The sequence below is a fragment of the Pseudomonas sp. NPDC090201 genome, from assembly GCF_044746825.1.
GTDB lineage: Bacteria > Pseudomonadota > Gammaproteobacteria > Pseudomonadales > Pseudomonadaceae > Aquipseudomonas > Aquipseudomonas putida_AD.
The window spans coordinates 81,529-100,755 of record NZ_JBIVCX010000012.1; the positions used below are offsets into that span (position 1 = coordinate 81,529).

Below are 19,227 nucleotides of genomic sequence, written 5' to 3' on the forward strand. Positions count from 1 at the left end.
ATGACCACCAAGGCGGAAATCACCATCACCTATTGCACGCAATGCCAATGGCTGTTGCGTGCGGCCTGGCTTGCGCAGGAACTGCTCAGCACCTTTGGCGACGATCTGGGCAAGGTCTCGCTGGTGCCGGGCACCGGTGGCGTGTTCCGGATCACCTGCGATGAGGTGCAGATCTGGGAGCGCAAGGCCGATGGCGGCTTCCCCGAGGCCAAGGTGCTCAAGCAGCGGGTGCGGGACCGGATCGATCCGGACCGCGATCTAGGCCACAATGACCGCACGAGCAGCCCTGACAGCTGAACCGAGCACCGCGCCATGATCGTTCGCCCCCATCCCAACCTGCTCAACGTGCTCTCGACTCTCAAGGGCTCGATTGCCCGTCGCATCGCCGGTCGCAGCCTGCTGGTGACCTTGCTGGCGGCGGGTATTGTGTTGATCGAAAGCCTGCACCCGGACTACTTTGCCAAGGTCAGCGCCACGCCGTTCACCTTGCTGGGCCTGTCGCTGTCGATCTTCATGAGCTTTCGCAACAACGCCTGTTATGACCGCTGGTACGAGGCGCGCAAGGCCTGGGGCGACATCATCACCGAGACCCGCTCGATCATTCGCGAGACCCAGGCAATCAAGGATGACGGCGCTCGCGCAACCATCCTGCGTGACCTGTGCGGCTTTGCCCACGGCCTGAACGCCGCATTGCGCTGCCAGGATGCGCGAAAGGCCATGGCCCCCTGGGTCAGTCAGTTGCCAGCCCTGAACCGGGCCAATTGCTGTGACATCGTGCTGCGCGACGTCGGGCGGCAGTGTTCCGAGGCGAGCGAGGCGGGGCAGATCAGCGAATGGCGCTACACGCTGCTGGCCAATCACCTGAGCGTGATGAGCCGGGCGCTGACCACCTGCGACCGGATCAAGAACACGCCGCTGCCGTTTCCCTACACCTTGCTGCTGCACCGCACCATCTACTTGTTCTGCATCCTGCTGCCCTTCGCCATGGCCGAGCCGCTGGGCTGGATGACGCCGCTGTTCATGGCCATCGTCAGCTACACATTCTTTGGCCTGGACGCGATTGGCAACGAACTGGAAGACCCGTTCGGCTACGACGAAAACGACTTGCCGCTGGACGCGCTGGTGCGAGTGATCGAGCGCGATATCCTCGATGCCCTGGGCGTACAGCCATTGCCGCCTGTGCTTGAGCCGGTGGAGTTTGTGTTGACTTGAGACGCGGTAATACCTCCGTAGCAGCACGGCTTGCCGGCGGGGGCGGTGTGTCTATGACGAATGCGCCGTCTGACACAACGCTCCCGCCGGCAAGCCGTGCTGCTGCGGTCGGGTGTGGTGGCGTTCAATCATGTCATTAAATTTCAACATCCTCGTCATGTTCGGTTCACCGACCCGGTCCACCCTTGTGGAAACCCGAGCGGAGGCTATCCATGAGCATTGCCGAGAACGCGAAACCCAGTCGTAAACAACGTGTCCGGACCTTGTGGATCTCCGACGTGCATCTGGGCACCCGGGATTGCCAGGCCGAGCACCTGTCCGCATTTCTCAAGCAATATCATGCCGACAGGATCTATCTGGTCGGCGATATCATTGACGGCTGGAAGCTGCGCGGCGGCATGTACTGGCCACAGGCGCACACCAACGTCATCCGCCGGCTGCTGACCATGAGCAAGCGCGGCACCGAGGTGATCTACGTCACCGGCAACCACGACGAATTCCTGCGTCGCTACTCCAAACTGATCCTGGGCAATATCCAGCTGGTGGACGAAGCCGAGCACGTCACCGCCGACGGCCGACGTCTGCTGGTGATCCACGGCGACCAGTTCGATGTCATCACCCGCTATCACCGCTGGCTGGCATTCCTGGGGGACTCGGCCTACGAATTCACCCTGACCCTCAACCGCTGGCTCAACCATTGGCGCGCCAAGTACGGCAAGGGTTACTGGTCGTTGTCGGCGTACCTGAAGCACAAGGTCAAGACGGCGGTGAACTTCATCAGCGACTTCGAGGAAGCCATCGCTCACGAATGCGTCAAGCGCGGGCTGGACGGGGTGGTCTGCGGGCACATCCACCACGCCGAAATCCGTCAGGTGGGTGGCGTCGAGTACCTGAACTGCGGTGACTGGGTCGAGTCCTGCACCGCCCTCATCGAGCATTGGGACGGCACCATCGAGCTGTTCCGCCTGGCCGATGCGCACGTCAAGGCCAAATCCGTTGAGGCGAATCAACCGGTTGGCGAGACCGTCTCGTAGCAGCCCGGCCGGGCGGCGTCCCGCTTGCCGGCGGGAGCGATTTCAATTACGCCCCCGCCGGCAAGCCGTGCTGCTACGAAAAGCGCGTTAAAACGGCACCTTGCCCCTGAGCATGTCCCGGTACATGGCGAAATCCCCCAGGAGGCTGTAGAAGGGATGCTTGAACGTCGCCGGGCGGTTCTTCTCGAAGAAGAAATGCCCGACCCACGCAAAGCTGTAGCCCGCCAGCGGCAACACCCACAGCAGCAGCCATTTGCCGCTCAACAGAGCGCTCGCCAGAATCACGATCACCAGCGTAGTGCCGATGAAATGCAGGCGCCGACACGTGCTGTCTGAATGTTCGTGCAGATAGTACGGATAGAAGTCGGCGAAACGGTCGAAGGTCTTGACGTTATCCACAGCTCGATTCCTGGATGTGAGTCAGTCAACAGTTTAACCAACCCCACCTGCCAATCAGTGACAATGGGTGCCAACGTAGTATCCTTCGGCTATCAGTCGCAGGGGGCGACCGACTTCAGTCAGAAGACGTAAGCATGGAAAAAACGACTTCTTCAAGTTGGGCCATGGGGATCGTCAAGTCCCTGGAAATGGACGGTCTGGATTGCCGGGCGTTGTTCAAGGAACTGGGGCTGGTGTACGCCGACCTCGAGAACCCCGATGCACGTTTCGCCCAGGATTCGATGACCCGCCTCTGGCAGCGCGCGGTGGAATTGTCCGGAAACCCGGCGATTGGCCTGAACATGGCCCGGGTCGTGCGGCCTGCGTCGTTCAGCGTCGCGGGTTACGCGCTGATGTCCAGCCGCACCCTCAAGGAAGGCTTCGAGCGCCTGGTGCGTTACCAGCGGATCATCGCCGACAGCGCCGACCTCAGTTTTCGTCTGCTGCCTGAAGGCTATGCGCTGATTCTTACCGTGCATGGCGACCTGCTGCCTCCCACCCGGCAAAGCGCCGAAGCGTCGCTTGCCTTCGCGCTGGCGTTCTGTGGCTGGCTGACCGGCCGGCCGTTGCATCCGCGCCAGGTGTTGATCCAGGGTGAGCAGCCCAAGAATATCGAGCCTTACAAGAAATTCTTTCACGCGCCTCTGACGTTCAGCGCGCCCTACAACGCGCTGGTGTTCGCCCGCAGCGAAATGGAAGCGCCACTGCCCACCGCCGACGAGGCCATGGCCAAGCTGCATGACCGTTTTGCCGGGGATTATCTGGCGCGCTTCGCCAGCAGCCGGGTGACGCACCAGGCGCGCCAGGTATTGACGCGCTTGCTGCCTCAGGGCGAGCCCAAGCGCGAAGCCGTCGCCCAGAGCCTGCATCTGTCACAGCGCACCTTGCAGCGGCGCCTGCAGGAGGAGGGCACCAGCTTCCAGACCCTGCTCGACGACACCCGGCGGGAGCTGGCCGAGCAATACCTGGCGCAGCCGCAGATGACGCTACTGGAGATTGCCTACCTCCTGGGGTTCGCGGACCCGAGTAATTTCTTCCGCGCGTTCCGGCGCTGGTTCGATGAGACGCCGGGGGAGTATCGGGTCAGGAAATCCATTGAATAAAACCTGTAGGAGCGCGCTTGCCCGCGACGGCGGTCTGCCTGACTACGATGCCTCGCCTGACACACCGCCGTCGCGGGCAAGCGCGCTCCTACAGGGGCGTCGGCGTTAGTGGCGCCAGAACGCCGGGATGCACAGCACCAGAATGGTGATGATCTCAAGCCGCCCCAGCAGCATCCCCAGCGACAGAATCCACTTCGCCGCATCCGGCAGGGTCGAGAAATTGCCTGCCGGGCCAATGGTCTCGCCAAGGCCTGGGCCCACGCCTGAAACGGTGCTGGCGGCGCCGGTCAGGGCGGTCATCCAGTCCAGCCCCAGCAACGACAACGACAGCGCGATCAGGCAGATGGTGATGGTGAAGAAGAACGAGAAGGTCAGGATCGACCGCACGATCTCGTCGTCCAGCCGATGGCCGTTGTACATCTGCCGGATCACCGCGCGGGGGTGAATCAACTGATGCAGGTTGGCCTTGAGCAGGATGTAGGCGACCTGGAAACGAAACACCTTCACGCCCCCGGCGGTGGAGCCCGAACAGCCGCCGATGAAGCCCAGGTAGAAAAAGAACATCAGCGCAAAGTTGCCCCACAGGCTGTAGTCACCCAGGGCAAAGCCGGTGGTGGTCACCACCGAGGTCACGTTGAGCGCCACATGGCGCAGCGCGTCGTACCAGGGCAGGTCGGTGGTTGCCCAGTACCACAGGGTCATCACCAGCCAGGTGACCAGCAACAGCCCAATGAATCCCTGAACCTGCTCGTCCTTGATCAGCGCCTTGCGATGGCCGCGCAATGTCGCGACGTACAGGGTGAACGGCAGGCTGCCGAGGATCATCACCACCACGGCCACCCAGTGCACCGAGGGTTGCGGCCACTTGGCCAGGGACTGGTCGGAGGTCGAGAACCCGCCCGTGGAGATCGCCGACATCGCGTGGTTGATCGCATCGAACAGGCTCATGCCGGCCCACCAGAACGCCAGGCTGCCCAGGATGGTGATGCCGACGTACACCAGCACGATGTACTTGGCCACCATGTGCGAGCGCGGCATGACCTTCTCGGAGCGGTCCGAAGACTCGGTCTGGAACAGCCGCATGCCGCCGATGCGCAGCAACGGCAGAATCGCCACCGCCATGCCGATGAAGCCGATGCCGCCGAGCCAGTGCAGCAGCGAACGCCAGATCAGGATCCCCGGCGACATCTTGTCCAGCCCGCTGAGCACCGTGGAGCCGGTGGCGGTGATGCCGGACATGCTTTCGAAGAACGAGTCGGTGTAGCTGATGTGCTGGGTGAACAGGAAGGGCAGCGCCGCGAAGACGCAGACCACCACCCAGCTGCTGACGGTCAGCAGGTACATGTCCCGTGGGCGCAGGTGAACGTGATCCGGGCGGCCCTGACCGACCAGCGCAAGACCGGCGATAAAGGTGACCAGGCTGGACCAGAGGAACGAGGGCATGTCGCCGGTGCGGTCGAAGATCACCAGGGTCGCCATCGGGATGACCATGGCGATGGCCAGGGTGATGAGGAAGATGCCGATAATGAAACCGATGATGCGAAGGGTCGGCAACGCCATGCAGTCGCTCTGATCTGGTAGGGGAAAGGCGCTCATTCTACCCGCAGGTCCGGGCAAGTAAACCGAAGGCATTTCCCAGAGTCGTGTAAGTAAATGCCACTGTCATTCGTTATTGAAGTTCAAGAATGCATTTGCGGCACTACAATGCCCCATCATTTTCAGGAGACGACTTATGCAAGCGCTCGACCTTTTGCTCAATCGCGTGTCAGTTCCCCGGCTGATCGAACCTGCCCCGGACGCCGCCCAGCGTGAAGCGCTGTTCAGCGCTGCCCTGCGCGCGCCGGACCATGGCGGGCTCAAGCCCTACCGCTTCCTGACCGTGGAAGGCGAGGCGCGCAACCGCATGGGCGAGTTGCTGGCCCAGGCGCTGATCGACAAGGGCGGCGAGGCGGACGAGAAGGCGCTGGAGAAAGCCCGCTCGGGCCCGCTGCGCGCACCGCTTGTTGTGGTAGTGATCGCCCGTTTGCAGGATCACTACAAGGTGCCGAAGAAAGAGCAGGTCATCACCGCAGGCTGCGCGGCTCATGGGGTGTTGCTGGCGGCGTACTCGATGGGCGTGGGCGCGGTGTGGCGCACCGGCGACCTGGCGTACTCGCCGCAGGTGGCCAAGGGGCTGGGGTTGTCGGCCGAAGAGGAAGTGGTTGCCTTCCTGTACCTGGGCACCCCGCTGAATCCGCCGCGCGAGGCGCCAAAGGCTGACGTGGCTGATTTCGTCAGCGAGTGGCAGGGCTAAGGAAGCCGCCGCCCGCTTTTGTAGGAGCGCGCTTGCCCGCGACCGCGGTCTGTCTGTGCCGAATGTGCTCTCTGACACACAGCAGTCGCGGGCAAGCGCGCTCCTACAGGGTTATGCCTTGGTTTCGTTCGGGACGACGATACTCGCCACAAACCCGCCCTGCGGGTGATTCTCGAACACCAGGTTGCCGCCGTGTTTCTCCGCCGCGCGCTTGGCAATCGCCAGGCCCAGGCCGTAACCCGGCGCGGTCTGGTTGGGGGCGCGGTAGAAGGGTTCGCCCAGTTGCGCCAGGTTTTCTGCGCTGACGCCCGGACCGTGATCGCGCACGCTGATGTGCAACGCGTCGTCGATCATGCTGGCGGTCAATTCGATGGGCCGGCCCGCCGGGTTGAAGCGCAGGGCGTTGCGCAGCAGGTTATCCAGGGCGCGCTCAAGTACATTCGGCCAGCCTGACAGGCTAACGCCGGGCTCGGTGTGCACCGCCACCGTCTGCTCTGTGCTGCTCAGCTCGGTTTCGGCCTTCAGGTGTTCGAGCAGCCCCGGCAGGTCCACCGGCGCGGCGCTGCCCATGTCGGCGTCCAGCCGGGCCAATGCCAGGATTTCACTGATCAACTCTTCCAGACGGTCGCATTCGCGGGTCAGGCGCGGCCAGAGTTTTTCCCGCTCGGCTGGTTCCGCGCGCTCGGCCAGTGCCAGGGCGATGCGCAGCCGCGCCAGTGGCGAGCGCAACTCGTGGGACACGTCACGCAGCAACTGGCGCTGGCTGGTGATCAGGCTTTGCAGGCGCGCGCCCATGCGGTTGAAATCGTGGGCCAGCACGCCGAATTCATCCCGCCGGTTGGCCAGTTGCGCCAGGCTGTTCTGTTGATAGGTGGTCTGTCCCAGGTCATGCACCGCGCCGCGCAGGCGGCTAAGGGGGCGGGTGATCGAGAAGGTCACCAGGAGGCTGAACAGGGTCAGCACCACCAGCGCGATGCCCAGCGCGCTGAGCGGCCACATCAGGCTCTGACGGTGCCAGGCGTCCAGTTCCGGGTGCGGGATGCGATAGATCAGCAGGTAGGTCTCGCCGCTTTTTTCGCTGGTGTATTCCGCTGTCAGCCGGCGCCAGGGCAGGGGGCGCTGGTCGTCTTTCTGCTGACGGGCCTCGAAGGCAGCGGCGCGCATCGGGAAGGTACCGGGCACCACCGCCTCGCCGCTGTCGTTGAGCACCTGGACGTCAAAGTGGTACTTGCGCTTGAGGTCCTGGAGGAAGTCCTGGGCCGCGTCCTGGCCTTTTTCTTCGTACAGTTGCGTCCATTTCTCCGGCAGCTTGTGCAGGCCGGGGTGGCGGCTGAGGATCCAGGCGTCCTGATTGAGCATGTGCCCAAGCAGGATCGACAGACCTGCCACCAACGCGATTGCGAGCCAGAAGCTCGCCAGGATTCGCCAGAACAATGAACGCACGTGAGGCCCTCGTATGGGCCCCGGACGGCGGCCCTTGAATTGGAAAAACCCGACACGCTTGGGGTCGTGTCGGGTTGGGGAGTGTAACGCCGCGTCAGCTGCGGGTTACTGGGTCTTGGTCGCTTTCTGTGCTTTCCAGGCCTCGAATTCGGCGCGGTCGGCACGGCGTTGCTCGCGATCCTTCTGCATCTGGTCGAAGGTCTTCTGCTGATCCGGGGTCAGCATGGCGCGGATGTCAGTCTGGGTTTTAGCCCGGCTGGCCTCCATTTCATCCTTCATCGCCTTCTGGTCGGCTGGCGAGAGCTTGGCCAGGTATTTCTGGGTGATCTCGGAACGGCCGCGCCATTGATCGCCCATCAGTTTGCCGATTTTCTGGTGCTGCTCAGGGGTCAGGTTCAGTTTGTCGAACGGGCCCTTGTGATGATGCATGCCAGGGCCGTCGAAGCCAGGACCGCCCATGTGACCGCCTTCCGGTGGCATGGCCATCGCAACGGTAGGCAGAGCAGCAGCGAACATCAAAGCCATCAGAGTCTTACGCATGGTGAATCTCCTTGTCTCGAATCCGGCTCTGTGCCGGTTGTGGCCAGTTTATGGAGATCAAGGTCAAGCGAGGTCAGGCGTGGGTAAAGCTTGGGTAAAGAGGGTTTTGAACTGACCTGACACAAGGCTGCTTTCGTGTAGGAGCGCGCTTGCCCGCGACCGCTGAGTATCAGACGGCACATCCGTCTCGGACAGCATGCGGTCGCGGGCAAGCGCGCTCCTACAGGATTGTGGTGCTAGGGAGCGTAGTAGTAACCACGGCTACGCAGCGCCACGATCCGCGGGCGGCCGTCGGCGTGGGGGCCGATCTTCTTGCGCAGGTTGCTCACATGCATGTCCAGGCTGCGGTCGTACAGGGTCAGCTTGCGCCCCAGCGCCAGTTGCGCCAGTTCCTGTTTGTCCAGCGGCTCGCCGGGCTGGCCGAGCAGGGCTTCGAGCAGGCGCGCTTCGGACACGGTCAGGGTGAATTCCTGCTCGTCGATGGTCACCACGCCACGGGCCGGGCTGAAGCACAGGTCGCCCAGCTCGATCTGGCTGGACACGGCGGTCGGGTGGCTGCGGCGCAGCACCGCGCGCAGGCGGGCGGTCAGCTCCCGGGGATCGCAGGGCTTGGCCAGGTAATCGTCGGCGCCGAGCTCAAGGCCCAGGATACGGTCGAGGGGTTCGCCGCGGGCCGAGAGCATCAGCACGGGCAGGTCAGGGTGGTCGGTGCGCAATTGCTTGAGCAGCTCCAGACCGCTGCCGTCGGGCAGCATCACGTCCAGCACCACGGCTGCAGGCGCTGCATCGGCCAGCGCCTTGCGAGCACTCATGCCATCGTGGCAGGCCCGCACCTGAAAGCCTTCCTGGCTCAACCAACTGCTCAGGAGCTCGCACAGCTCCTGGTCATCATCAATAAGTAACAGCTCGCTCATGACTCACTCAATTTAGCCATTGCCGACGCTGTCTACGCCAGCCGCTGGCAAAGATACCGCACAGCAGGGCCACCATTGCAACGCCGCCCCCTGTGACGAACCATTGTTGTTGCTCGGTCAGCATGCGCGCAGGCATCGCCGATTGTACTTCTTTGAGCTGCAGTTTAAGCCTTTGGTTCTCCTGGCGCAGGCGCCCAAGCTGAATACTTTCGCGCTCGGCGTCGGCATTCTGCAGCTTGCGGGTCAATTCTTCGCGTTGTTTCTCGCTTTCGGCCAGGCGCTGGCGCAACTCGGTCAACTGGGTGGCCGTGCTGGGCAGCGGCAACGCATGGCTGACGGTGTCAGCGGTTTCTTCGGCTTGAACGTTGAGACTCATCGCTGAGACGGCGAGCGCGGCCGCCAGCAGACACCACGGACGTGGACGCATCTGGACTCCTGACTATTGTTGGTCTTGGCAGGATATCGGCAGGTGGGTGCGAATGATGAGCGGTGGGGGAGGCAATGCCGGGGGGATCGATGATCCTGAATCAATAACGAACTGTGGGAGCGGGCTTGCCCGCGAAGGCGGCGGTCCAGACAACATCGCATTGCCGGATCATCCCTCTTCGCGGGCAAGCCCGCTCCCACAGAGTGGCTTACGGCAGCACTTGCTTGAACGGCTTGACCACCACGTGATCGTACACACCCGCAGCGATGTACGGATCGGCGTCGGCCCAGGACTGAGCCGCGCTCAGGGATTCGAACTCGGCCACGATCAGGCTGCCGGTGAAGCCCGCAGCACCCGGGTCATTGCTGTCCACGGCAGGCATCGGGCCGGCCAGCACGATGCGGCCTTCGTTTTTCAGCGCGGTCAGGCGCTCAAGGTGCGCAGGGCGGGCGGCCAGGCGCTTTTCCAGCGAGTTGGCGACGTCTGTTGCCACGATTGCGTAGAGCATTTCAGTCCTCGGTCTTTTTGGTGGAAGGCTGCGTCGATGCGTCGGCATCGTGCATGTGACGGGCGAGGAAAATACCCTGGCCAATCAGGAAAATCAGGGTCATGCCCAGGCTGCCGAAGACTTTGAAGTCAACCCAGAAGTCCTGGTAGGTGAAAGCCACATAGAGGTTGGCGGCGCCGCAGAACAGGAAGAACACGATCCAGGCGATGTTCAGTTTGACCCAGATGGCCTGGGGCAACGTCAGCGCGTGGCCCATGATGCGCTGGATCAGCAGGCGGTCGCCGATGAAGTGGCTGCCGGCGAAGATCAGGGCGAACACCCAGTTGACCACCGGGGCTTTCCATTTGAGGAATGTTTCACTGTGGAAGGCCAGGGTCAGGCTACCGAAGACCAGGCAGGCGGCGAGGGTGAGCCACTGGCTTTTTTCCAGTTTGCCCTGACGCACGTAAAGAATGCCGTACACCACGATAGAACTGGCGATCAGCATCGCGGTGGCGCTGAAAATCCCGCCTACCATGAAGCTGTGGCCCATGATGTCGACGGCTTGGGGGCTGATTTTATAGACGATGAAAAACAGGATAAGCGGGATGAAGTCGATGAATTGTTTCACAGTAAGAGCCAGAAGCTGGATGTGACGGCATAATAACAAACATCAATGACTGCGAAAGCGCCCCCATGAATGTCGATCTGCATTGTCACAGTACTGCTTCCGATGGCGCCCTGGCGCCCGCGGCACTCGTCGCGCGCGCCCATGAAAACGGCGTCCGGGTGCTGGCGCTGACCGATCACGACACCATCGAAGGCCTCGAAGAAGCCCGCACGGCGGCGCTTGCGCTGGACATGCAGCTGATCAACGGCATCGAGCTGTCCTGCACCTGGGGTGGTGCCACCATCCATATTCTGGGCTACGGTTTTGATGTCGATGCAAGGCCGTTGCTCGATGCCATTGAGCAATTGCACACCGGGCGCTGGTTGCGCGCCGAAGAAATCAGTCGCAAATTGGCGATGAAAGGTATGCCCGGGGCGCTGGAAGGTGCCCGAGCGGTCCAGATGACCCTCGGCGACAGCGGCAATGCGCCGGCGCGGCCGCACTTCGCCGACTTTCTGGTCAATGAAGGTTTCGTCAAGGATCGTGCCGAAGCCTTTCGCAAATGGCTGGGCGCGGGCAAGCTGGGCGACGTCAAGCAGCACTGGCCGACCCTCGAAGACACCGTCGCCACGCTGCGCTGCGCCGGGGCCTGGGTCAGCCTGGCGCACCCCTGGCATTATGATTTCACTCGCAGCAAACGCCGCAGGCTGGTGTCCGAGTTCCTTGCCGCCGGAGGCCAGGCGATCGAGGTGGTCAACGGCCTGCAACCTGCCGACCAGGTGGGCAGCCTCGCCATTCTGGCCCGAGAGTTCGGTCTGCTGGTGACTGCCGGCAGCGATTTTCATGCCCCAGGCGCCTGGTCCGAGATCGGCGTCTACCGTCCCTTACCGGAGGATCTGCCGCCCTTGTGGCGTCGGTTCAAACATGACCAGCCTACTGCCGTCTGAACAGGAAGATACCGTGAGTCAATTTTTCCAGGTCCACCCGGAGAACCCGCAGGCGCGTCTGATCAAGCAGGCCGTGGACATCATCAAGCGCGGGGGCCTTGTGGTGTACCCCACTGATTCGTCCTACGCGCTGGGTTGCCAGATGGGCGACAAAAGCGCCGTAGAGCGCATCCGCCGTCTGCGCCAGCTCGACGACAAGCACAATTTCACCCTGATGTGCTGCGACCTGTCGCAACTGGGCCTGTTCGCCAAGGTCGACACAGCCGCCTTTCGCGAGCTCAAGGCCCACACGCCGGGGCCCTACACCTTCATTCTCAACGCCACGCGGGAAGTGCCGCGCCTGGTGCTGCACCCCAAGCGCCGCACCATCGGCCTGCGGGTCCCGCGTCACCCGGTGGCCCAGGCGCTGTTGCAGGAACTGGGCGAGCCGCTGATGAGCGTAAGCCTGATCATGCCCGGCGAAACCCTGCCGATGAGCGACCCGTTTGAAATGCGCGAAGTGCTCGAACATCAGGTTGACCTGATCATCGACGCAGGTCACGGCGGGGTTTCCGCCTCCACGGTCATCAACCTGTCCGAAGGCGAGCCCCAGGTGGTACGCGTCGGTTGCGGCGACCCGACGCCGTTCGGGGTTGAAGTCGAGTGACCGAGGCGCAGTTGCAAGAGCCGGCGCTGGATCCCCAGGCCGATGCCCAGCAGGAATTGCCGTTTGCCATGGTCTACGGCCAGGCCGTCACGCAGATGCCGCTGGACCTGTACATTCCTCCGGACGCGCTGGAGGTCTTTCTCGAAGCCTTCGAAGGCCCGCTCGACCTGCTGCTGTACCTGATTCGCAAACAGAACATCAACATCCTCGACATCCCGGTGGCGGAGATCACTCGCCAGTACATGGGCTACGTCGAGCTGATGAAGACCGTGCGCCTGGAGCTGGCCGCCGAGTACCTGGTCATGGCAGCAATGCTTGCCGAGATCAAGTCGCGCATGCTGCTGCCGCGTTCGGAAGCCGCCGAAGCCGAAGAGGATGACCCACGGGCCGAGCTGATTCGCCGCCTGCAGGAGTACGAGCGCTTCAAGGCCGCCGCCGAGGGCATCGACACCCTGAGTCGCGTGGGCCGTGACGTCGTGGTGCCCAGGCTCGACGCCCCGGAGGCACGGGCGCGCAAGTTGTTGCCAGACGTTGCCCTGGAAGAACTGCTGGTGTCCATGGCCGAGGTGCTGCGCCGTGGCGATATGTTCGAAAGCCACCAGATCAGCCGCGAAACCCTGTCCACCCGCGAGCGCATGAGCGATGTGCTGGAGCGCTTGAAAGGTGCAGGCTTCGTCCCCTTCGCCGAGCTGTTCACGGCAGAGGAGGGGCGCCTGGGTGTGGTGGTGACCTTCATGGCCGTGCTGGAGCTGGTCAAGGAGCAACTGGTGGAACTGGTGCAGAACGAACCCTTCGCTGTCATTCATGTGCGCGCCCGAGCCGAATAAAGAGCAAGACTGATCGATGAACCTCAACGACCCCCGTGACCTTGCCTCGCTGCTCGAAGCCTTCCTGCTGGCCTCCGGTAAACCGCAATCGCTGGAGCGCCTTTACGAGCTGTTCGAGGAGGCCGAGCGCCCGGCGCCTGCGGTCTTCAAGAAAGCCCTGACGCTGCTGGGCAAGTCCTGTGACAACCGCGCGTTCGAGTTGAAAGAGGTGGCGTCGGGGTACCGCCTGCAGATCCGCGAAAAATTCGCGCCCTGGGTCGGCCGCCTGTGGGAGGAGCGCCCCCAGCGTTATTCCCGCGCCTTGCTCGAAACCATGGCGCTGATCGCCTACCGCCAGCCGATTACCCGGGGCGAGATCGAGGACGTGCGCGGCGTTGCGGTGAACAGCAATATCGTCAAGACGCTGATGGAGCGCGAGTGGATTCGCATCGTGGGCTATCGGGACGTGCCCGGCAAACCTGCGATGTTCGCCACCACCAAGGCGTTTCTCGATCACTTCAACCTGAAAAGCCTGGACGAACTGCCACCCCTGGCCGACCTTCGGGAGATGGAAGCCGAGCCGGTGCTGGATTTCGACGACGCCCCCGTTCCCGCGCATCTGCAGGCGCTGGCCGATGCGGCGCTGGCCGAGGACGGCGAATCCCAGGAGCCCGAAGCGCCCCGGGACGAAACCAGCTTCCGCAGCCTGCTGGCCGAACTGGACACGATGGAGCAGGGCCTCAAGACCGATTTTGATGATTTGCTGGTGGATGAGGATGATCAGGAGACGCAGTAACGTCGAAATTCGCCGCCTACCCTGTAGGAGCGCGCTTGCCCGCGACCGCAGTCTACCTGTGACACACCTTTCGTCTGACCCGACGCTATCGCGGGCAAGCGCGCTCCTACGAGGCTGGTGTCGTTGCTTAGGCAAGAAATCCCCACGATCCGACGGTTTTCATCTAGTCTCTGATGCGCAACCGGCGCCATCCGCGTATGATGCGCGGCCTTTTGGCGATCCCGTTCGCCAGACACTTCAGATTCGACACACCGGGAGGTGCCCAGATGAGTGAACAAGACAAGCAGGACAAAGAGATCGGCCCAGCAGGCGAGAAACTGCAAAAGGTGCTGGCGCGTATTGGCGTCGGCTCGCGCCGTGACGTCGAGGCCTGGATCGGCGAAGGCCGGATCAAGGTCAACGGCGTACAGGCAAGCCTGGGTCAGCGCGTCGACCTGCACGACGCGATCAGCGTCGATGGTCGCGTCATCAAGCGCGAAGAAGCGGCCGAAACGGTCCGCCGCGTCATCATGTACAACAAGCCAGACGGCGAAATCTGCACCCGTGACGACCCGGAAGGCCGTCCGACCGTGTTCGACCGCCTGCCGCGCCCGAAAGAGGGCCGCTGGATCAACATCGGCCGCCTGGACATCAACACCACCGGTCTTCTGATGTTCACCACCGACGGTGAGCTGGCCAACCGCCTGATGCACCCATCGTTCGAGATGGACCGCGAATACGCCGTGCGCGTGCGTGGCGAAGTCGACGACGACATGCTGCTGCGTCTGAAGAACGGCGTGATCCTGGAAGACGGTCCGGCGCGTTTCACCGACATCCAGCAAGCACCGGGCGGCGAAGGCTTCAACCATTGGTACCACTGCGTGGTGATGGAAGGTCGCAACCGCGAAGTCCGTCGCCTGTGGGAATCCCAGGGGCTGGTGGTGAGCCGTCTGAAGCGCGTGCGTTTCGGTCCGGTGTTCCTCAACTCCGACCTGCCGATGGGTCGCTGGCGCGAAATGAGCCAGCAGGAAGTCGACATCCTCAGCGCCGAAGTCGGCCTGACGCCGGTCGCCATGCCGCAGATGAACGCCAAGACCAAGGACAAGCTGGCACGCCTGCAGCGCCAGTCTTCCCGTCCGCTGGGCAAGGGCGAGCGCGTGCGTCAGTTGCGTCCGGCCAAGGATGCCGTACCTGCCGAGCGTCCGGCCCGCGAGCCGCGCCTGGCCGATGGCGAGCGCCCTGCACGCAAGCCCGCCGACGGCAGCCGCCCGGCCCGCACACCGCGTCCAGCGGCCGGCGGTCGTAGCGACAGCAGCCGTGGCACGCCAGTGGCCGAGCGTCCGAGCGAGATGAACAAGCGCCCGGCCAAGCCCAAGACCACCCGTCCTGGCATCAAGCTGGTGGACGACGACAAGACCCCGTCGGGCAAGCGTCGCGGCGCCCCGGCAGGTTCGGGCCAGCGCCCGGGCTTCGGTCGTCGCAAGCCTGAGTGATCCTGGCTTGATGTGAACAAACGCCAGTCCCCGTGACTGGCGTTTTTTTTTGCAGGTTTCGAGCGCAATCACCCCGTAGCAGTCCGGCTTGCCGGCGGCGGCCGCAAATACGCCATCGCCGGCAAGCCGGACTGCTACGGACAAGCGCCAGATCTTCATCCCGGCAGTTTTTGGCGGCGAGCTTTCGGCGCAGAGGTGTACAATGCGCCGCGTTTTTTCTGTGCAGCTTCGGCGTATGGACGCCAAACCACTCGGGATTTACCCATCCCGTTTCATTCCGCCACGTCATGAGCGTGTCGGGTTCGATTCCGTCGCAGACAAGAACAATAAGGTGACTTTGCAATGAGTGAACACATGTCCCATTCAGGTGACTTGAAGCGTGGTCTCAAAAACCGCCACATCCAGCTGATCGCCCTGGGCGGCGCCATCGGCACAGGCTTGTTCCTGGGATCGGCGGGCGTGCTCAAATCGGCGGGTCCGTCGATGATCCTTGGCTATGCCCTGTGTGGCTTCATCGCCTTCATGATCATGCGCCAGTTGGGCGAAATGATCGTCGAAGAGCCGGTGGCCGGGTCCTTCAGCCATTTTGCACACAAATACTGGGGTGGTTTCGCAGGCTTTCTGTCGGGCTGGAACTGCTGGGTGCTGTACATCCTGGTCGGCATGTCGGAACTGACCGCCGTCGGCAAATATGTGCAGTACTGGTGGCCGGAGATCCCGTCGTGGGCCTCGGCCGCAGTCTTCTTCGTGATGATCAACGTGATCAACCTGGCCAACGTCAAGGTGTTCGGCGAGGCCGAGTTCTGGTTCGCGATCATCAAGGTCGTGGCCATCCTGGGCATGATCGCCCTGGGCAGCTACATGCTGGTCAGCGGCAGCGGCGGCCCGCAGGCGTCGGTCAGCAACCTGTGGGAACACGGCGGCTTCTTCCCCAATGGCGTGAGCGGCCTGGTGATGGCGCTGGCGTTCATCATGTTCTCCTTTGGCGGCCTGGAAATGCTCGGCTTTACAGCCGCCGAAGCCGACCAGCCCAAGACCGTGATCCCCAAGGCGATCAATCAGGTGATCTACCGGATCCTGATTTTCTACATCGGCTCGCTGGTGGTGCTGCTGTCGCTGACCCCATGGAATGCGCTGCTGGTTGACCTGAACGCGTCAGGCGATGCCTACAGCGGCAGCCCGTTCGTTCACGTGTTCTCGATGCTGGGCAGCAACACCGCCGCGCACATTCTCAACTTCGTGGTCCTGACCGCGGCATTGTCGGTGTACAACAGTGGCACCTACTGCAATGCGCGGATGCTCTTCGGCATGGCCGAGCAGGGCGATGCGCCCCGGTCCCTGGCGCGGGTCGATGGCCGTGGGGTGCCGGTGCGGGCGATTCTGGTGTCGGCGGCGGTGACGCTGATCGCCGTGCTGCTCAACTACCTGATCCCGCAGAATGCGCTGGAGTTGCTGATGTCGCTGGTGGTCGCGACGCTGGTCATCAACTGGGCGATGATCAGCTACTCGCACCTCAAGTTCCGCCAGCACATGGCGCGCAAGGGCCTGCAGCCGCTGTTCAAGGCGCTCTGGTATCCGTATGGCAACTACCTGTGCCTGGCGTTCGTGGTGCTGATACTGGGGATCATGCTGATGATTCCGGGCATTCAGGTGTCGGTGTACGCTATCCCGGTGTGGCTGGTGGTGATGTGGGTGTTCTACGTCATCAAGAACAAGCGCCACAGCGACGGCGAATCGATGGCCCAGCGCACATCGATCATCAAGTAAGCACCGAAGGGGCCTGATGCTCATCATCTCCAACAACGTGCACCTGCCTGACAGCGAAGTCGAGCTGACCGCCATTCGCGCCCAGGGCGCGGGCGGGCAGAACGTCAACAAGGTGTCCAGCGCGGTGCACCTGCGCTTTGATATCAACGCCTCGTCACTGCCGCCGTTCTACAAGGAACGGCTGTTGGCGCTCAGTGACAGCCGCATCACCAGCGATGGCGTGATCATCATCAAGGCGCAGCAATACCGCACCCAGGAGCAGAACCGCGCCGATGCGTTGTTGCGTTTGAGCGAGTTGATTGTCAGCGCGGCAAAGGTCGAGAAAAAACGCCGCCCGACCAAGCCGACCCTGGGCTCGAAGGCCCGCAGACTGGAAGCCAAGTCCAAGCGCGGGTCGATCAAGGCAGGGCGCGGAAAGATAGATTTCTAATACAACTACGCTCTCGTAGCAGCACGGCTTGCCGGCGGGAGCGGTGTGTCAGACGGCGCATTCGTCACAGACACGCCGCTCCCGCCGGCAAGCCGCGCTGCTACGAGGCGGTTTTCTGCTCTCGCATCACCTGTGCCTGCTTGTACAGGTACACACTCAACCCCAGCCCACCCAACGACGCCAAGGCCGCGAACAGAAAGATCGACGCGAAGCCAAAGCCCGACGCCACGGCGCCCGCCACCGGCCCGGTGATCCCCAGCGACAGATCAATGAACAACGAATAAGCCCCCACCGCCGCGCCACGGCTGGACGCAGGCACCAGATTCACCGCCTCGACCCCCAGCGCCGGGAACACCAGCGAGAAGCCGAAACCGGTCAGCGCCGCACCGGCCAGCGCAAGATTCGGGTTCGGTGCCAGCCACAGCAACAGCAAGCCCAGTGTTTCAACCGAGAGACAGGCAATCGCCACCCGAAAACCGCCGAGGCGGTTGATCATGTTGCCAAACAGCAAACGCGCGCCGATGAAGCAGGCGCCGAACAGGCTCAGGCACAACACGGCGTTGGGCCAGGTGTGGCTGGCGTAGTACAGGGTGATGAAGGTCGCGATGGTGCCGAAGCCGATGGAACCCAGCGCAAGGCCGGTGCCATGGGGCAGCACACGGCCCAGCACATGCAGGAACGGCATGCGTTCGCCGTGCACGATGGGCGCCGGAGTTTTCTTCCAGGCCAGGGCAATGCCCAGCGCGGCCAGCAGGATGATGCTCACGCCCATGGCCCACAAGCCCAGGCTCTTGACCAGCAACACGCCGACGGGGGCGCCGATGGCCAGCGCGCCGTAGCTGGCGATGCCGTTCCAGGAGATGACCTTGGCGGTGTTCGCAGCACCGACGCGGCCGATGCCCCAGCCGATGGAGCCGGAGCCCACCAGGCTTTCCGCACTGCCCAGCACCAGCCGGCCAACGAACAGGCTGATCAGGCTGACCATCGGCCAGGCATCGAGCCATCCCGCGAGCAACATGAACACGCCGCTCAGACCACAGCCGAACAGGCCGATGATCACGGCCTTTTTCGGCCCGCGGTTATCGATGATACGCCCGGCGTACGGACGGCTGAGCAGAGTGGCCAGGTATTGCACGCTGATGACCAGCCCCGCCGTCACGGCGCCAAAACCCAGGTCCGTGTGGACGTAGCCAGGCAAGACCGCCAACGGGATGCCGATGTTGAGGTAGCCGATGAAGGTGAACAGGACGATGGAAACGACCTGCAAGGTGACGGCGATAGGGCGTTGTGTTGCGGCGCTCGAAGCGTCTGACATGAGCATCAATCCACGATTGCACTTGAGAAAAAACAGCGGGGCAGAAACCTGATGGAGCGTAGACGCTTGAAAGCCAGGCGATGCCACATGATAACGAGGCGGGCGTGCCAGTGGCAGCCGAAGGTTGAACCGGGCCTGTACGAAATGGCCTTGTTCGGGGGCGTATTGTTCTGATTATTTGGCGGCGGGCGCCAGGAGTTGCGTGGTGACCAGGGCCGCGAGGGCGTTTTCCTGGGTGCCGAAGCGGGCCAGCAGGGCTTGCTGTTTTTCGGGGCTCAGGCGTGCCCAGATTTCGATCATCTTTTCGGCGGTGCCGATCAGGGCCTGAGCTTGTGTTTCGGTAAATTCGGTCATGCGGTCCATTATCGGAGCAATTCAGCCCTTATGGAAGTACGCCTTGCAGACGCTCTTGCATAGGGGCTGAAAACTTAGCCTTCAGCGTTGGCCTTGGGCTTTCTTGCTATCACCGTCTTTCGCTCCGGCTTTCATCTCGATCGGCTGACCGAGTTCCTGTCGGGCTGCTGCGCTTTGCTGGGTTTGGCTTGGG

At 62.8% G+C, this 19,227-nt stretch carries 22 protein-coding genes; 12 read left to right on the forward strand and 10 right to left on the reverse strand.

Annotated features, from left to right (window positions below; all coding sequences use genetic code 11):
* From ACIPOO_RS23090 to ACIPOO_RS23100, 3 genes are all read left to right on the forward strand, one after another.
* Entirely contained in the window at nt 1-297 is a 297-nt protein-coding gene (locus ACIPOO_RS23090) for a SelT/SelW/SelH family protein (protein WP_274134469.1), read from the forward strand.
* 15 nt (nt 298-312) lie between these two features.
* The gene (locus tag ACIPOO_RS23095; protein WP_400610066.1) at nt 313-1,212 is read left to right on the forward strand and encodes a bestrophin family protein; all 900 of its coding nucleotides are present in this window, start codon (nt 313-315) and stop codon (nt 1,210-1,212) included.
* A gap of 212 nt (nt 1,213-1,424) precedes the next feature.
* Entirely contained in the window at nt 1,425-2,246 is an 822-nt protein-coding gene (locus tag ACIPOO_RS23100; protein WP_274134472.1) for a UDP-2,3-diacylglucosamine diphosphatase, read from the forward strand.
* Between the two features lie 87 nt (nt 2,247-2,333).
* On the opposite strand, the gene ACIPOO_RS23105 is transcribed toward ACIPOO_RS23100, so the two are convergent.
* A complete protein-coding gene (locus ACIPOO_RS23105) occupies nt 2,334-2,645 on the reverse strand; it encodes an Mpo1-like protein (protein WP_400610069.1) in 312 nt (103 codons plus the stop codon).
* Nucleotides 2,646-2,779: 134 nt separating this feature from the next.
* Here ACIPOO_RS23105 and ACIPOO_RS23110 point away from each other — a divergent pair, with 134 nt between their 5' ends.
* Entirely contained in the window at nt 2,780-3,787 is a 1,008-nt protein-coding gene (locus ACIPOO_RS23110; protein WP_274134476.1) for an AraC family transcriptional regulator, read from the forward strand.
* Nucleotides 3,788-3,892: 105 nt separating this feature from the next.
* Here ACIPOO_RS23110 and ACIPOO_RS23115 read toward each other — a convergent pair whose 3' ends face one another.
* Nucleotides 3,893-5,347: a TrkH family potassium uptake protein gene (locus ACIPOO_RS23115; RefSeq protein WP_400610071.1), complete on the reverse strand. Its 1,455-nt coding sequence runs from the start codon at nt 5,345-5,347 to the stop codon at nt 3,893-3,895.
* A 172-nt stretch (nt 5,348-5,519) separates the two neighbouring features.
* Here ACIPOO_RS23115 and ACIPOO_RS23120 point away from each other — a divergent pair, with 172 nt between their 5' ends.
* Nucleotides 5,520-6,080 (forward strand): nitroreductase family protein, encoded by a 561-nt coding sequence (locus ACIPOO_RS23120; RefSeq protein WP_400610073.1) that lies wholly within the window; start codon nt 5,520-5,522, stop codon nt 6,078-6,080.
* A 111-nt stretch (nt 6,081-6,191) separates the two neighbouring features.
* On the opposite strand, the gene ACIPOO_RS23125 is transcribed toward ACIPOO_RS23120, so the two are convergent.
* The 6 genes from ACIPOO_RS23125 to ACIPOO_RS23150 form a co-directional block, all read right to left on the reverse strand.
* On the reverse strand, nt 6,192-7,523 hold the full coding sequence (locus tag ACIPOO_RS23125) for a sensor histidine kinase (protein WP_400610075.1): 1,332 nt from the start codon (nt 7,521-7,523) through the stop codon (nt 6,192-6,194).
* A 105-nt stretch (nt 7,524-7,628) separates the two neighbouring features.
* Nucleotides 7,629-8,063 (reverse strand): Spy/CpxP family protein refolding chaperone, encoded by a 435-nt coding sequence (locus tag ACIPOO_RS23130; RefSeq protein ID WP_274134483.1) that lies wholly within the window; start codon nt 8,061-8,063, stop codon nt 7,629-7,631.
* A gap of 236 nt (nt 8,064-8,299) precedes the next feature.
* On the reverse strand, nt 8,300-8,977 hold the full coding sequence (locus tag ACIPOO_RS23135; protein ID WP_274134484.1) for a response regulator transcription factor: 678 nt from the start codon (nt 8,975-8,977) through the stop codon (nt 8,300-8,302).
* A 7-nt stretch (nt 8,978-8,984) separates the two neighbouring features.
* Nucleotides 8,985-9,404: a translation initiation factor 2 gene (locus ACIPOO_RS23140; RefSeq protein WP_274134485.1), complete on the reverse strand. Its 420-nt coding sequence runs from the start codon at nt 9,402-9,404 to the stop codon at nt 8,985-8,987.
* 208 nt (nt 9,405-9,612) lie between these two features.
* The gene (locus ACIPOO_RS23145) at nt 9,613-9,912 is read right to left on the reverse strand and encodes a YciI family protein (RefSeq protein WP_400610078.1); all 300 of its coding nucleotides are present in this window, start codon (nt 9,910-9,912) and stop codon (nt 9,613-9,615) included.
* Between the two features lies 1 nt (nt 9,913).
* Nucleotides 9,914-10,522: a septation protein A gene (locus ACIPOO_RS23150; RefSeq protein WP_274134487.1), complete on the reverse strand. Its 609-nt coding sequence runs from the start codon at nt 10,520-10,522 to the stop codon at nt 9,914-9,916.
* A 65-nt stretch (nt 10,523-10,587) separates the two neighbouring features.
* On the opposite strand from ACIPOO_RS23150, the gene ACIPOO_RS23155 reads away from it, so the two are divergent.
* The 7 genes from ACIPOO_RS23155 (at nt 10,588) to arfB (ending at nt 17,365) form a co-directional block, all read left to right on the forward strand.
* Nucleotides 10,588-11,448 (forward strand): PHP domain-containing protein, encoded by an 861-nt coding sequence (locus tag ACIPOO_RS23155; RefSeq protein WP_400610080.1) that lies wholly within the window; start codon nt 10,588-10,590, stop codon nt 11,446-11,448.
* A 13-nt stretch (nt 11,449-11,461) separates the two neighbouring features.
* Complete coding sequence (locus tag ACIPOO_RS23160) at nt 11,462-12,094, forward strand: L-threonylcarbamoyladenylate synthase (protein WP_274134490.1); 633 nt, start codon at nt 11,462-11,464, stop codon at nt 12,092-12,094.
* A 128-nt stretch (nt 12,095-12,222) separates the two neighbouring features.
* A complete protein-coding gene (locus ACIPOO_RS23165) occupies nt 12,223-12,921 on the forward strand; it encodes a ScpA family protein (protein ID WP_274134551.1) in 699 nt (232 codons plus the stop codon).
* 16 nt (nt 12,922-12,937) lie between these two features.
* Nucleotides 12,938-13,696, forward strand: a complete 759-nt coding sequence (gene scpB, locus ACIPOO_RS23170; RefSeq protein ID WP_400610083.1) for an SMC-Scp complex subunit ScpB — start codon at nt 12,938-12,940, stop codon at nt 13,694-13,696.
* Nucleotides 13,697-13,962: 266 nt separating this feature from the next.
* A complete protein-coding gene (gene rluB / locus ACIPOO_RS23175; RefSeq protein ID WP_274134493.1) occupies nt 13,963-15,168 on the forward strand; it encodes a 23S rRNA pseudouridine(2605) synthase RluB in 1,206 nt (401 codons plus the stop codon).
* A 342-nt stretch (nt 15,169-15,510) separates the two neighbouring features.
* Nucleotides 15,511-16,935, forward strand: coding sequence for an amino acid permease (locus tag ACIPOO_RS23180; protein WP_400610085.1), 1,425 nt, complete (start codon nt 15,511-15,513; stop codon nt 16,933-16,935).
* Between the two features lie 16 nt (nt 16,936-16,951).
* Nucleotides 16,952-17,365 carry an alternative ribosome rescue aminoacyl-tRNA hydrolase ArfB gene (gene arfB / locus ACIPOO_RS23185; RefSeq protein ID WP_400610087.1) on the forward strand — a complete coding sequence of 138 codons (414 nt, stop codon included), beginning with the start codon at nt 16,952-16,954 and terminating at the stop codon, nt 17,363-17,365.
* Nucleotides 17,366-17,465: 100 nt separating this feature from the next.
* On the opposite strand, the gene ACIPOO_RS23190 is transcribed toward arfB, so the two are convergent.
* Both ACIPOO_RS23190 and ACIPOO_RS23195 read right to left on the reverse strand, forming a co-directional pair.
* Entirely contained in the window at nt 17,466-18,680 is a 1,215-nt protein-coding gene (locus ACIPOO_RS23190) for an MFS transporter (RefSeq protein WP_400610089.1), read from the reverse strand.
* 174 nt (nt 18,681-18,854) lie between these two features.
* A complete protein-coding gene (locus ACIPOO_RS23195) occupies nt 18,855-19,034 on the reverse strand; it encodes a hypothetical protein (protein WP_274134501.1) in 180 nt (59 codons plus the stop codon).
* Between the last annotated feature and the right edge of the window lie 193 nt (nt 19,035-19,227).

Excerpts from the sequence above, each read along its gene's own strand:
- ACIPOO_RS23110 (WP_274134476.1), top strand. The coding sequence starts at position 2,780 with ATGGAAAAAACGACTTCTTCAAGTTGGGCCATGGGGATCGTCAAGTCC.
- ACIPOO_RS23090 (WP_274134469.1), top strand. The coding sequence starts at position 1 with ATGACCACCAAGGCGGAAATCACCATCACCTATTGCACGCAATGCCAA.
- rluB (WP_274134493.1), top strand. The coding sequence starts at position 13,963 with ATGAGTGAACAAGACAAGCAGGACAAAGAGATCGGCCCAGCAGGCGAG.
- ACIPOO_RS23190 (WP_400610089.1), bottom strand. The coding sequence starts at position 18,680 with ATGTCAGACGCTTCGAGCGCCGCAACACAACGCCCTATCGCCGTCACC.
- scpB (WP_400610083.1), top strand. The coding sequence starts at position 12,938 with ATGAACCTCAACGACCCCCGTGACCTTGCCTCGCTGCTCGAAGCCTTC.
- ACIPOO_RS23195 (WP_274134501.1), bottom strand. The coding sequence starts at position 19,034 with ATGACCGAATTTACCGAAACACAAGCTCAGGCCCTGATCGGCACCGCC.
- ACIPOO_RS23100 (WP_274134472.1), top strand. The coding sequence starts at position 1,425 with ATGAGCATTGCCGAGAACGCGAAACCCAGTCGTAAACAACGTGTCCGG.
- ACIPOO_RS23120 (WP_400610073.1), top strand. The coding sequence starts at position 5,520 with ATGCAAGCGCTCGACCTTTTGCTCAATCGCGTGTCAGTTCCCCGGCTG.
- arfB (WP_400610087.1), top strand. The coding sequence starts at position 16,952 with ATGCTCATCATCTCCAACAACGTGCACCTGCCTGACAGCGAAGTCGAG.
- ACIPOO_RS23095 (WP_400610066.1), top strand. The coding sequence starts at position 313 with ATGATCGTTCGCCCCCATCCCAACCTGCTCAACGTGCTCTCGACTCTC.
- ACIPOO_RS23180 (WP_400610085.1), top strand. The coding sequence starts at position 15,511 with ATGAGTGAACACATGTCCCATTCAGGTGACTTGAAGCGTGGTCTCAAA.
- ACIPOO_RS23140 (WP_274134485.1), bottom strand. The coding sequence starts at position 9,404 with ATGCGTCCACGTCCGTGGTGTCTGCTGGCGGCCGCGCTCGCCGTCTCA.
- ACIPOO_RS23135 (WP_274134484.1), bottom strand. The coding sequence starts at position 8,977 with ATGAGCGAGCTGTTACTTATTGATGATGACCAGGAGCTGTGCGAGCTC.
- ACIPOO_RS23115 (WP_400610071.1), bottom strand. The coding sequence starts at position 5,347 with ATGGCGTTGCCGACCCTTCGCATCATCGGTTTCATTATCGGCATCTTC.
- ACIPOO_RS23155 (WP_400610080.1), top strand. The coding sequence starts at position 10,588 with ATGAATGTCGATCTGCATTGTCACAGTACTGCTTCCGATGGCGCCCTG.
- ACIPOO_RS23145 (WP_400610078.1), bottom strand. The coding sequence starts at position 9,912 with ATGCTCTACGCAATCGTGGCAACAGACGTCGCCAACTCGCTGGAAAAG.
- ACIPOO_RS23130 (WP_274134483.1), bottom strand. The coding sequence starts at position 8,063 with ATGCGTAAGACTCTGATGGCTTTGATGTTCGCTGCTGCTCTGCCTACC.